The organism is Streptomyces sp. URMC 129, from assembly GCF_051386415.1.
Lineage (GTDB): Bacteria > Actinomycetota > Actinomycetes > Streptomycetales > Streptomycetaceae > Streptomyces.
Genome location: NZ_JBPQTQ010000056.1, coordinates 23,249 through 34,518 on the forward strand (window position 1 = coordinate 23,249; position 11,270 = coordinate 34,518).

The 11,270-nt window shown below is 73.9% G+C and carries 11 protein-coding genes; 7 read left to right on the plus strand and 4 right to left on the minus strand.

Features of this window, described 5'->3' with window-relative positions; genetic code table 11:
* Window positions 1–103: 103 nt before the first annotated feature.
* Together ACSNOC_RS13955 and ACSNOC_RS13960 are read right to left on the minus strand one after the other, a co-directional pair.
* Entirely contained in the window at window positions 104–3,127 is a 3,024-nt protein-coding gene (locus ACSNOC_RS13955) for a UvrD-helicase domain-containing protein (protein WP_436747714.1), read from the minus strand.
* 117 nt (window positions 3,128–3,244) lie between these two features.
* The gene (locus tag ACSNOC_RS13960; RefSeq protein ID WP_436747715.1) at window positions 3,245–3,472 is read right to left on the minus strand and encodes a hypothetical protein; all 228 of its coding nucleotides are present in this window, start codon (window positions 3,470–3,472) and stop codon (window positions 3,245–3,247) included.
* Window positions 3,473–3,618: 146 nt separating this feature from the next.
* On the opposite strand from ACSNOC_RS13960, the gene ACSNOC_RS13965 reads away from it, so the two are divergent.
* The 4 genes from ACSNOC_RS13965 to ACSNOC_RS13980 all read left to right on the plus strand — a co-directional run bounded on the left by ACSNOC_RS13965 (window position 3,619) and on the right by ACSNOC_RS13980 (window position 5,517).
* On the plus strand, window positions 3,619–4,098 hold the full coding sequence (locus ACSNOC_RS13965; RefSeq protein WP_436747716.1) for an LOG family protein: 480 nt from the start codon (window positions 3,619–3,621) through the stop codon (window positions 4,096–4,098).
* Between the two features lie 65 nt (window positions 4,099–4,163).
* Entirely contained in the window at window positions 4,164–4,724 is a 561-nt protein-coding gene (locus ACSNOC_RS13970; RefSeq protein ID WP_436747717.1) for a TM2 domain-containing protein, read from the plus strand.
* 51 nt (window positions 4,725–4,775) lie between these two features.
* Entirely contained in the window at window positions 4,776–5,174 is a 399-nt protein-coding gene (locus tag ACSNOC_RS13975; RefSeq protein ID WP_436747718.1) for a DUF2752 domain-containing protein, read from the plus strand.
* A gap of 46 nt (window positions 5,175–5,220) precedes the next feature.
* Window positions 5,221–5,517 (plus strand): SelT/SelW/SelH family protein, encoded by a 297-nt coding sequence (locus ACSNOC_RS13980; protein ID WP_436747719.1) that lies wholly within the window; start codon window positions 5,221–5,223, stop codon window positions 5,515–5,517.
* Between the two features lie 232 nt (window positions 5,518–5,749).
* Here ACSNOC_RS13980 and ACSNOC_RS13985 read toward each other — a convergent pair whose 3' ends face one another.
* Window positions 5,750–7,783: an acyltransferase family protein gene (locus ACSNOC_RS13985; protein ID WP_436747720.1), complete on the minus strand. Its 2,034-nt coding sequence runs from the start codon at window positions 7,781–7,783 to the stop codon at window positions 5,750–5,752.
* A gap of 204 nt (window positions 7,784–7,987) precedes the next feature.
* Between ACSNOC_RS13985 and ACSNOC_RS13990 the strand changes: the two genes are divergently transcribed.
* Both ACSNOC_RS13990 and ACSNOC_RS13995 read left to right on the plus strand, forming a co-directional pair.
* Entirely contained in the window at window positions 7,988–8,128 is a 141-nt protein-coding gene (locus ACSNOC_RS13990) for a hypothetical protein (RefSeq protein WP_436747721.1), read from the plus strand.
* Window positions 8,129–8,365: 237 nt separating this feature from the next.
* Entirely contained in the window at window positions 8,366–9,928 is a 1,563-nt protein-coding gene (locus tag ACSNOC_RS13995) for a M1 family metallopeptidase (RefSeq protein ID WP_436747722.1), read from the plus strand.
* A gap of 6 nt (window positions 9,929–9,934) precedes the next feature.
* On the opposite strand, the gene ACSNOC_RS14000 is transcribed toward ACSNOC_RS13995, so the two are convergent.
* Complete coding sequence (locus tag ACSNOC_RS14000) at window positions 9,935–10,537, minus strand: TetR/AcrR family transcriptional regulator (RefSeq protein WP_436747723.1); 603 nt, start codon at window positions 10,535–10,537, stop codon at window positions 9,935–9,937.
* A gap of 75 nt (window positions 10,538–10,612) precedes the next feature.
* Here ACSNOC_RS14000 and ACSNOC_RS14005 point away from each other — a divergent pair, with 75 nt between their 5' ends.
* Window positions 10,613–11,236: an alpha/beta fold hydrolase gene (locus tag ACSNOC_RS14005; RefSeq protein WP_436747724.1), complete on the plus strand. Its 624-nt coding sequence runs from the start codon at window positions 10,613–10,615 to the stop codon at window positions 11,234–11,236.
* Window positions 11,237–11,270: the final 34 nt, after the last annotated feature.

Here is an 11,270-nt window from a genome sequence, read left to right on the forward strand (position 1 = left end):
GGACGGCTCGCGCTCCGGCCGCGCCGCGGTGGCGGCACGGCCGGCGGCCCGGCGGTGGCGGCAGGGCCGGGTCCCGTCGCGGTGGCGAGACGGCCGGGTCCCGTCAGAGCAGGCGCAGTTGGGTCCCGTCGGGGCGGCGGCGCGGAGTGGAGCGGCCCACCCGTTCCGCGTCCTTCAGGTCGTCCAGGAACGGCGACCTGCGGGCCGGGCGGACCCGGCCGTGGCGCATCCGCTCGGCCGCGTGGCTGAGGTACAGATGCCGCTGCGCCCGCGTCATTCCGACGAACAGCAGCCGCCGTTCCTCCGCGTCGCCCTCCGGGTCGGGCTCCGCGCCCGGCATGCGCAGCGGCAGCAGCCCGTCCTCGCAGCCCACGACGAACACCACGGGGAATTCGAGCCCCTTGGCGGCGTGCAGCGTCAGCAGCGAGATACGGTCGGCGCGCGGGTCCCACGTGTCCACCTCCACGCCGAGCGCCAACTCGTCCCGGAACCGCGCCGGATCGCCGTCGCACCGCTCGGCCAGCGGCAGCAGCAGCTCCACCGCGCCCAGCACCTCGGCGTTCTCCCCCGCGTTCCGCGCGATCTCCCGGAGCCGCTCGGCCAACGGCCGTCCGTCCCCGGCCGCGTCGCCCACCGCGGCGACGGCCTCGGCGACGCCCGGCCGGTCCGCCAGCCGGTCGTGGGAGCGCTTCTGGAACGGCAGCCCCGCCCGCGTCAGCGCCTCGGCCACCGCCCGCGCCTGCCGGTCCGTCCGGTACAGCACCGCGAAGTCCGAGAAGCCCAGCCCCTCCGTGCCCGCCGTCTCCGCCCACCCGCTGTCCCGCGCGTGGAACGAGGCCCCGCCCAGCAGCTCTTCGACGGTCCGCGCCACGAACGTCGCCTCCGCCGCCTCGCTCGCCGCCGGGTACACACCGACCGGCGCGTCACCGTGGTCGCCCAGCGGGCGCAACTCCCGGTCCGGCACCAGCGTCGCGGGCGCGATCACCTGCGCGGCGGCCGTCAGCACCCGCGCGCTGGAACGGTAGTTGCGCGTGAGGTGCACGGTCCGGGCCGCCGGGAAGTCCTCCCGGAAACGCAGGAAGAACCCGACGTCCGCGCCCCGGAACCGGTAGATCGCCTGGTCCGGGTCACCGATCGCGGTCAGGTTGCCGTCCGGCAGGGCGAGTTGCCGCAGCAGCCGGTACTGCCGCTCGTCCACGTCCTGGTACTCGTCGACAGAGATCCAGCGGTACCGGTCGCGGTAGGCGGCGGCCAGCTCCGGGTCCGCCTCCAGCAGTTCCAGCGGCAGCGCGATCAGGTCGTCGAAGTCGACCAGGTCCGCCTCCCGCAGCGCCTCCCGGTATCCGTCCGCGCCCGCCGCGGCGAGGAGCCCGGCCTGCCGCGCCTCGTCCGCGATGCCGAACCCGGCGCTGAGCCCGGCCCGTTCGTGCTGCTCCCGCAGGATGGACAGGCCCAGCGAGTGGAACGTGGCGATCGTCAGGCGCGGCGCGTGACCGGGCACGAGCGCGGCGAGCCGTTCCGCCATCTCCCCGGCCGCGCGGCGGGTGAAGGTGATGGCGAGGCAGTGCTCGGGCGCGACGCCGTGCTCGGTGACCAGGCGCGCGATGCGGTGGGTGAGCGTGCGGGTCTTGCCCGTGCCGGGTCCGGCGATGATCAGCAGCGGCCCGTGCGTGACGCCCGCGGCGGCGGCCTGTTCCGGGTCGAGCCCACCGGGCCCCGGCAACGGTCCCTCGGCAGCCGTTCGTGCCGTGGCCGCCGCGCGGGGCGCGGGCACGGGCGCCGGGGCCCGGCGCGGCCCGGGCGCGGGAGCTGCCTCCGCCGCCCCGAACAGCCCGTCGTCCTCGAACAACGCGGGCGCGGCCACCGCCGTCATCCGCTTCAGCTCGCCCGGCTCGAACAGCCGGATCACGCCGTACTCCCCGTCGAACCCGGCCTCCCGCAGCACCTCGCCGCGCCGGAGCCGCGCGACCGCCTCCCCGAGCAGCGGCATGTGCGCCCCGATGTCGTCGACCGGGACGTCCTCCAGGATCGACAACTCGGGCCCCAGCGCGGTCGTGAGCCGGTCGATCTCCCCGAGCACCCTCTTGCTCTTCGGCCCGACGCCCACGATCTCGCTCATCATCTCGGGCAGCGGCACCAGGCTCCGGAAGTCCGGCGCCCCCGGCGGCCGTACGGGCTCGGGCCGGTCGGCCAGCTCCTCCACCCGGCTCAACACCCCGACCGTCAGCGGCTTTCCGCACTCGGGACAGATCCCGCCGTGCGCCCGGGTCTCGGCCGGGTCCATCCGCACCCCGCACTTGCGGTGCCCGTCGACGTGGTACTTACCCTCCTCCGGGAAGAACTCGACCGACCCGGCGTGCCCGACACCCGTCTCCAGCGCCCGCCGGACCGCGAAGTAGTCGAGGTCCGTGTCGAACACGGTCGTCTCGCGCCCCAGCATCGGCGGCGAGTGCGCGTCGGAGTTGCTGACGAGCCGGTAGCGATCGAGGCCCGAGATACGCCAGTTCATCGCCGGATCGCTCGAAAGCCCGGTCTCCAGCGCGAAGATGTGGTCCGCCAGGTCGACGTAGCAGTCCTCGATCGCGTCGAAGCCCGACTTCGACCCGAGCACCGCGAACCACGGCGTCCACACGTGCGCGGGCACCAGGAACGCGCCTTCGCCGCACTCCAGCGCGATCTCCAGCAGGTCCCGCGAGTCGAGCCCCAGGATCGGGCGCCCGTCCGACGCGATGTTGCCGATCCTGGCCAGCCTGCGGTTGAACTCGGCCGCCGCCTCGAAGTCCGGCATGTAGACCAGGTGATGCACCTTGCGGGTGCGGTCGCCGCGCTTGTAGATGGTGGAGATCTCCACCGACAGCATGAACCGCACGGGCGCCGCCGCCAGACCCGGCGCGAGCCGGCGCGCGATGTCCCGGTCCAGCTCGTCGCGCAGCCGGAACAGGCCCGGCTCGGCGGGCAGCAGCGTCTCCTGGAGGTGGGCGAACCAGGCCGGATGCGTGAAGTCCCCGGTTCCGACAAGGGTGATGCCCTTGCGCCGTGCCCACCAGGTCAGATGCTCCAGATCGCAGTCCTTGCTGCAGGCCCTGGAGAACTTGGAGTGAATATGCAGGTCAGCGTGGAAGCGCACCCGCCGCATCATCCCACAGCGCGGCGGGGGCGACACACGTCCGCCCCCCCCCCCCCGGGGCTCAACGCCGGGGCGGAGGCGGGCGGTTGGGGTGTCTCCGGTAGGTGTGTGCCAGGGTCAGCGGAGGTGCTTGCCGAGCTCCGCGTGGACCAGGTTCTCCACGGAGTAGGTCCCGAGCTCCAGTTCCTCCTCGTCCATCTCGATGTACTTGCCCTTGGCCTCGTACACGCCGTGCAGGAGAGCCGGCGGGTAGGAGTAGTCGTCGCCGGCGCTGGCGCTCGAGGCCCCGGCGAACAGGCCGACGGTGGCCAGGCCCGCCGCGGCCAGAACCGTACGAATGCGCATGAATCCTCCTGATCCATGGGATAGCAACATGAACGGCCACACCGTGACAGCTCCCGGCGCCCCGCGTCCGGATTGCCCCAAATGCGGGCGTGTGGCCGCGGCAGTGCCGTGAGGCGAACAGGAGAACGAAGGAAGGGAGGCGAGCGATGCCGTTCCAGGTGGCCGTCTGCGGCCCGGGGCAGTGCACGCCGGAGGAGGCCGCGACCGCCCGCGCGGTGGGCCGGCTGCTGGCGGAGGGCGGCGCGGTGGTGATCTGCGGCGGCGGCGACGGCGTGATGGCCGCCGCCGCGGCCGGTGCGCACGCCGCCGGCGGCCTGGTGATCGGGGTGCGGCCGGACGCCACCCGCGAGGGCGCCTGCCCCGGCCTGTCCGCCGTCCTCGTGACCGGCATGGGCGAGGCGCGCAACGCGATCATCGCGCGCAGCGCGGACGCGGTCGTCGTGATCGGCGGCTCGTGGGGCACGCTCAGCGAGATCGCCCTCGCCCGGCGCCGCGCGGACGCGGCGGTGCCGGTCGTCTCCCTCGGCGGCTGGCGGGTGGTGGACGGCGAGGGGCGCGAGATCCCCGGCATCGACCACGCGCCGACCCCGGAGGCCGCCGTGGCGCGGGCGCTGCGGACCGGCTGACGGGGGCGCGGCGCGGCTGGCAGTATGGCGGGCGGCCACCCGTTCGTCCGGCCCGTGGGGGGAAGATGTCCGACCCGAATCAGCAGGACCCGTTCGCCAAGCGCCCCGGCCCACCGCCCGGCCCGCCCGGCCGTTCCGGTTACGCCTGGGGACCCGACACCGGCCAGGGGCAGAACCAGGGCCCGAACCCGGACCCGGAGCCCGGCCGGAACCCGCCGCCCGCGCCCGGCCCGTACCCCGGCGCGTACCCCGGCGTGTACGGCCCGCCGCCCGGCGCCTACCCGGGCGGATACCCGGCGCCCGGCCCGTTCCCCGGCGCGCATCCGTACCCGGCCGGCGGTTACCCCGTCGGTTACCCCGGCGCGTACCCGTACGACCCGAGCGCCCCCTTCGGCTACGACCGGCTCGGCCGGCCGTACTCCCACAAGTCCAAGATCCTCGCCGGCGTGCTCCAGCTCCTCTTCGGCACCGTCGGCGCGGGGCGCTGGTACACCGGGCACGTGGGCATGGCCGTCGCCCAGCTCCTCACCTGCGGCGGCCTCGGCTTCTGGGCGATCATCGACGGGGTCATCTTCCTTGCCAGCGAGGACCGGACCGACTCCCACGGCCGGGTCCTGCGGAGCTGACGCGACCAGCCATGAGGTGATGAGGCCGTGAGGCCGTGAGGCCATGAGGTCATGAGGGCGAACGGCCGGTCTTTCCACCCCGCCGCCGCACCGCTGACGGCGCTGGCGGCGGGGCTCGCGGCTGCCGCGTACCTGTGGCGCACGAACCCGCACGACGGCGGCGGGCTCCTGCCGCGCTGCCCGGTCAACTGGACCACCGGCCTGAGCTGTCCGGCCTGCGGCGGCACCCGGATGGCGTACGACCTGCTGCACGGCGACCTCGCGGCGGCCCTGCACGACAACGCGGCGCTGCTGCTGCTCGGCCTGCCGCTGGGCCTCTGGCTCGGGGGCCGCTGGCTGTACGAGGGCCTGCGGGGACGCCGTTACCGCCCGCGCCCCGGCCGCCGCGGCACCGCCGCCGTGCTGGGTACGGCGCTGCTGTGGACCGTGCTGCGCAACGTCACCGGCTGACGTCACCGGCTGACCGCGGGGGCACCGGGCAGGCACACTGGTCGCCATGCACGAAGTCCGGATCGAGTACTGCACGCAGTGCCGCTGGCTGCCCCGGGCGGCCTGGCTGGCGCAGGAACTGCTCAGCACCTTCGAGGCCGAACTGGCCGAGGTGGCCCTGGTCCCCGGCACCGGCGGGGTGTTCGCGGTCCGCGTCGACGGTGAGACGGTGTGGGACCGGAAGACGCAGGGCTTCCCCGAACCCACGGCGGTCAAGCGCCTGATCCGCGACCGCGTCGCCCCGGGCAAATCCCTGGGCCACACGGACGCCTCCCCTCCCCGGGACGCCCCCGAGGCCCCCTGAGCGCCCGGATCCCCGCACGCGCCGCGTTGCCTGGATCGCCCGCGCACAGCCCCGCGCCGTCCCCGGGGTCGGAGAACGGGCGTTCCTCGGCCCGCCACCACGGCCGACCACCCACGAGTTCGTCAGCGCCTGTCTCCGGATCTCCGCGGGGCCACGACGCCCCCCAGCCATGGGGCCCCTTCCGGACGTCCGTCCCCGGCGGCGGCCCGTTCTTCCGCGTACTCACTCCCCTTTACCGGCCCAGCAGTTCGGACAGGCGCTCGCCCAGCACCGGCGCCAGCGCCTCGGCGTAGGCCTCGCTCACGTGATTGTCGTCCCGGTACACGAACGTGTCCCCCACGACCACGGGACAGGTGCCCGCCGCCGTGCACAGCCAGGGCAGCGGGTCGATCACGGACACCCCGGTCGCCGCCGCCGCGTCCGTGGCCGCCTCGCGCCGCGTCGCGTCCCGGATCGCGTCGGGCAGGCGGCTCTCGCAGCGCCCCAGCGCCAGCGGATGGAGCGCCGCGCACTCCACCGCGTCCTCGTCCGGCCACGGTGTGTCGAGGAGGACGGCCACCCGGGCGCCGGTGTCCACGAGGTGCCGGAACGTTTCCCGGTACCCGGCCGTCCACTCCTGGAGGAGATCGCCCGTCGCGTCCACCGGATCACCCGCGTCCGAGGACGCGGCGATCACCAGCGAGGGACCCGAACGCCGGATCTCCTCCAGCGCGTTGGCCCGCCAAGCGTCGCAGGACTCGTACGGCGCGCCGTCCTTGATGATGGTCACCGCGGCGACCTTGCACGACGCCTTCGTCAGCGAGATCAGCCGCCAGCCCCGCTCCCGCGCCAGCCGGTCCAGCGCCGGGAACCACTGGGCCGCGTGCGAATCACCGAACAGCACGACGACTTCGTCCGACGAACGGTCCCCGTAGACGCACAACGGGGTCTCCGTGCTCGTGTATCCCATGTGGCAACCGTCCTGGTACACCGCCGACTTGTTGTCCTTGATGTCGGCCAGCGCCGGCGAGAGGTTGCCCGGCAGGCTCGTCTCCGCCCCCGCGAGCAACTCCGTCAGCCGCGCCTGCGGATCCGGCGCCGCGGTCAGCGCGTCCCTCAGCACCGGCGCGGGCGCGCCCGAACCGATCGGCGGCGGAAAGGCCGCCGCTACCAGGGCCGTGACGACGGCCACCGCCGACAGCCCGAGCCCGGCACCCAGCCCCCGGCCGGGGCGGCCCCGGAACGCCGCGTGGAAACGCACCGGGTTCTCCACCAGGCACAGCGTCGCCCATGCCAGCACCAGGGCGACCGCGCTCAGCGCGAGCGCCAACCGCACCGTGGGCGGCCGGTCCAGCACCTGCGGCCCGATCAACAGCAGCGGCCAGTGCCACAGATACCAGCCGTACGACAGCCCGCCGACCCACACGACCGGCCGCCGCGCCAGTACCAGCCGGGCGTCGAACCGGGCGGGCGTGCACCCACCGGCCAGCACCAGCGCCGCCCCGGCGACGGGCAGCACCGCGTGGTAGCCGGGGAACGGCGTCGCCGCGTCGAGCCACACCGCCGACAGGGCCACGCACCCCAGCCCGGCCCACGTCATGAGCGCCGCCGGCACCGCGGGCAGCCGCGCCAACCGGCTTGCCCCCAGCGCCAGAAGCGCGCCCACACCCAGCTCCCACATCCGGGTGTGCGAGCCGAAGTACGCCCACGGCGCCGAACTCGCCGTCACGGACAGGCTCAGCCCGAACGACACCGCGCACAGCACGAGCAGCGGCACGGCGAGCAGCCCGCGCCGCCGCCGCGTCAGCCGCCAACTCCCCAGCAGAACCAGCGGCCACAGCAGATAGAACTGCTCCTCGACGGCCAGCGACCAGAAGTGCTGGAACGGCGACGGCGGGCTGCCCTCCGCCAGGTAGTCCGTTCCCTGGCTCGCCAGCCGGAAGTTGATCACGTAGAGCAGGCTCGCGAGCGCGTCGCCCGCGTACTCCTCGAAGCGGATCTTCGACAGGAACACCCACGCCCCGGCGAGGGTGGCGACCGCCACGACCGTCGACGCGGGCAGCAGCCGCAACGCTCGCCGCGCGTAGAAGGACCGGATCGACATCCGTCCGGTCGCCTTCAGCTCCCGCACCAGCAACGAGCTGATGAGGAAGCCGGATATCACGAAGAAGACGTCGACACCGACGTAACCGCCTTCGAACTGCCGCACCCCCGCGTGCGAGACGACGACCAGCGACACCGCCAGGGCCCGGAGCCCCTCGATGTCGAGCCGTAACGCCCGCTCCACAACGGCGTGTTCACGCGCCGCACCCCTGCCCTCCGGCGCCCGCGTCACTGCGGGAACGGTCACAGAAGCCCCCCTGGCCGCTCATTCACGCGAATCCCTCCCCCCAGGACCGGTCAGCGCACCAGCATCGCAGCCCCGCGCCGGGGCGCCGCCCCGGCACGCCGCACGCCCTCCCGCGCGCCCCGTTCCTGCCCGCGCCTTCACATGACCGGCCGGGAACAACTCATCGACAGCCTCGACACCCTGCGCCGCGCCCATCCCGCGCTCGCCACGGTCCTGGTGACCCACCACCTCGAAGAGCTGCCCCCGGCCCCGTCGGCGCCGTCCTCACCAGCGCCCACCTGAGCCAGTGCTTCGACCACCCGGTGCGACTCACCCGGACCGACGGACGCTGGACCGTACGCACGCGGCCCTGGGGTCCATGACCCAGTCATGACCGGGCGCGGCGGCCCGGGTTGACGCCCGTGTCGCCGCCGCCCGATCATGGCCGCACCCGGGCGGCGCGCCGCGCGAAGCCGTCGCACCCGGGAACACGGGGGGAAGGTCGCTTCTCGCCCTTCTCGAGAGAGGGACCACGAACACATGCGTTATCGCACCCGGTTGACGGCACCCGCTGCCGCGCTGCTCGCCTCGGGCGCCGCCGTCGCGCTCGCCCCGACCGCGCGAGCCGACCAGCGCGCCACCGGCACCGGCGCCACCGGGGCCAGCGGCGGCGACAGTCTCGGCGACCCGATCTACCCGACCCTCGGCAACACCGGGTACCAGGTCTCCGCGTACCACCTGGACGTCACCTACCACCCGGACACCAGGCTCGTCGACGCCGTCGTCACCGTCTCGGCCAGGGCCACCGAGAGCCTCGCCCGCTTCTCGCTCGACTCCGCCGCCACCCTGACCGTGCACAGCGTCGAAGTGGGCCGCAGGGAAGCGCGGTTCGAGCAGCAGGCCGACAAGCTCGTGATCACGCCCCGCCGTTGTGTCGCGGCCAACAGCAGGATGACCGTACGGATTGCCTACACCGCCGATCCCCGCGCGCTGCCGTTCCCCACCAACGGCTGGGTGCCGACCCCGGACGGCTTCGCCGTCGCCGGGCAGCCCAACCTCGCCCACACGGTTTTCCCCTGCAACGACCACCCCGCCGACAAGGCGCACTTCACCTTCCGGATCACCGTCCCGGACGGTCTGGAGGGCGTCGCCAGCGGCACGTTGGTGTCCACGGAGAGCGCGGACGGCCGCACCGCCTTCACCTACCGCTCGCGCGACCCGATCGCCACCGAGGTCATCCAGCTCTCCGTGGGCGACTACACGGTGGTCGAGCGCCCGGGCCCCAGCGGCCTGCGGCTCCGCGACGTGGTCCCGGTCGCCCGCGCCGAGGCCCTCGAACCCGCACTCGCGCTCACCGCGGGCCAGTTGACCTGGCTGGAGGCACGGCTCGGCGCCTACCCGTTCGAGGCGTACGGCATCCTGCCCGCCAACACCGACGACCCCGACGCGTTCGACTTCACCGGCCTGGAGACGCAGACCCTCACCCTCTACAAGCCCAACTACCTTCTCCAGCCCGAGGACAAGATCGGCTCGCACATGATGCACGAGCTGGTCCACACCTGGTTCGGCAACCTGGTCTCGCCCGCCACCTGGGCCGACCTGTGGCTGAACGAGGGGCACGCGGACTACTACGGACTGCTGTACCGCTACGAGCGCGGCTGGCCCGACTCGTTGGGCCTGACCAGCATGGAAGCCCGCATGAAGGACGTCTACTCCCGCGGCGACCAGTGGCGGCACGACTCGGGCCCGGTCGCCGCGCCCACTGCGGAGACCCTGTTCGACGCCCAGCGCTACACCGGCGGCGTGCTGGTGCTGTACGCGCTGTGGAACCTGGTCGGCGAGGACGTCTTCACCCGCATCGAGCACACGTTCCTCGACCGCTACCGCAACTCCTCGGCGAGTACCCAGGACTTCATCGCCCTGGCCTCCGAGGTCTCGGGCCAGGACCTGACCGGCTTCCTCACCGAGTGGCTGTACGGGACGAAGACCCCCCGCATGCCCAACCACCCGGACTGGACGGTCAACCCGGTCGCTCCCGCGGCCCGCTACCACCGCCCGGCGGGCGGCCACCGCCCCCACGACGAATCCTGCGCCACCCTCTGACAGTGATCACCGGGCCGTCCGCGCCGCCCGGTCGAGGCGGTCGCGGACGGCGCGCCGGGCGCGGTCGAACGCGTCCGCGCGGTGGAGCAGTTGGCGGGCGTGGTTGGCCGCCAGGACGGACCCGTGCAGCTCGAAGACGAGCTGCTCGGGGTCCGTGCCGGGCGGCAGCTCGCCCAGCCGGCAGGCCAGCCGCACCTGCCCGGCCGCCGCGTCGTACGCGGTCCGCGCCGCGTCCAGGATCGCGTCCCGGACCGGCCCGGGCCGTCCGTCGAACTCCAGGGCGGCGGCGGAGAAGAAGCAGCCGCCCTCGAAGAAGTCCAGGTAGTCGATCCACGCCTCGAACAGCGCCCGCAGCCGGGGCAGCCCTTCCGCCGCCTGCTCGGCCGGCGTCAGCACCCGCTGCCGGAACATGTCCACGGCGGCGGCCACGATCGCGAGCTGAAGGTCCTGCTTGGTGCCGAAGAGCGCCTGCACGCCCCCCTTGCTGATCCCCAGCGCGGCTGCCAGCCGCCCCATGGTCACGCCCTCCAGGCCCTCCACGGACGCCAGATGCGTCGCGCGCTCCAGGATCTCTCGGCGGTGCTGGTCACCGCGGCGGGTCATCGGCATGCGCACCAGCATACGGAAGATACGACCGACCGCATTTTTCGATACGATCGTATCCTTCTTGAGCTGGGAGGGCCCATGACACCCACTGACCACCTGCCGATGCCGCACGTCGACGGGGTCACCCACCACTACGCCAGCGTCGACGGCCTGCGCGTCCACTACGCCGCGGCGGGCACGGGCGAGCCGCTGGTCCTGGTGCACGGCTGGCCCCAGCACTGGTACGCCTGGCGCGACCTCATCGGCCCGCTGGCCGCCCGCGGCCACCGGGTGATCTGCCCCGACGTCCGGGGCCTGGGCTGGTCCGAGGGATCCCCCACCGGATACGGGCTGGCCCGCCTCGGCGCCGACATCGTCGGCCTGCTCGACGCCCTGGGCATCGCACGCGCCCGCCTGGTCGGCCACGACCTGGGCGGCGCCGCCGGATACCGCGCCTGCCTGAACCACCCGGAGCGCTTCGAACGGTTCGTCGCGCTGGCCACCGCACCACCCTGGCTGCCGCTGCGCACACCGCCCGGCCTGCTGCTGCGCCTCTGGCACTTCCACGCCCTGGCACTGGGCGGACGCCGCCTGGCCGGACACCCCGGGTTCGTCGCCGGCCGGCTCACCGCCTGGCGCCACGACGGCGCGTTCACCCCGGGGGAGACCACGACCTACGTGCGCGCCGCCGTTCGGGGTGCGGGGTGGGCGGGGGGCGCGTAGCGTCGAAGGACGAGCCGTCAGGTGAATTCCGCAA

Excerpts from the sequence above, each read along its gene's own strand:
- ACSNOC_RS13970 (WP_436747717.1), top strand. The coding sequence starts at position 4,164 with ATGTCCGACCCGAATCAGCAGGACCCGTTCGCCAAGCGCCCCGGCCCA.
- ACSNOC_RS14005 (WP_436747724.1), top strand. The coding sequence starts at position 10,613 with ATGACACCCACTGACCACCTGCCGATGCCGCACGTCGACGGGGTCACC.
- ACSNOC_RS13975 (WP_436747718.1), top strand. The coding sequence starts at position 4,776 with ATGAGGGCGAACGGCCGGTCTTTCCACCCCGCCGCCGCACCGCTGACG.
- ACSNOC_RS13965 (WP_436747716.1), top strand. The coding sequence starts at position 3,619 with ATGCCGTTCCAGGTGGCCGTCTGCGGCCCGGGGCAGTGCACGCCGGAG.
- ACSNOC_RS14000 (WP_436747723.1), bottom strand. The coding sequence starts at position 10,537 with ATGCCGATGACCCGCCGCGGTGACCAGCACCGCCGAGAGATCCTGGAG.
- ACSNOC_RS13990 (WP_436747721.1), top strand. The coding sequence starts at position 7,988 with ATGACCGGCCGGGAACAACTCATCGACAGCCTCGACACCCTGCGCCGC.
- ACSNOC_RS13980 (WP_436747719.1), top strand. The coding sequence starts at position 5,221 with ATGCACGAAGTCCGGATCGAGTACTGCACGCAGTGCCGCTGGCTGCCC.
- ACSNOC_RS13960 (WP_436747715.1), bottom strand. The coding sequence starts at position 3,472 with ATGCGCATTCGTACGGTTCTGGCCGCGGCGGGCCTGGCCACCGTCGGC.
- ACSNOC_RS13995 (WP_436747722.1), top strand. The coding sequence starts at position 8,366 with ATGCGTTATCGCACCCGGTTGACGGCACCCGCTGCCGCGCTGCTCGCC.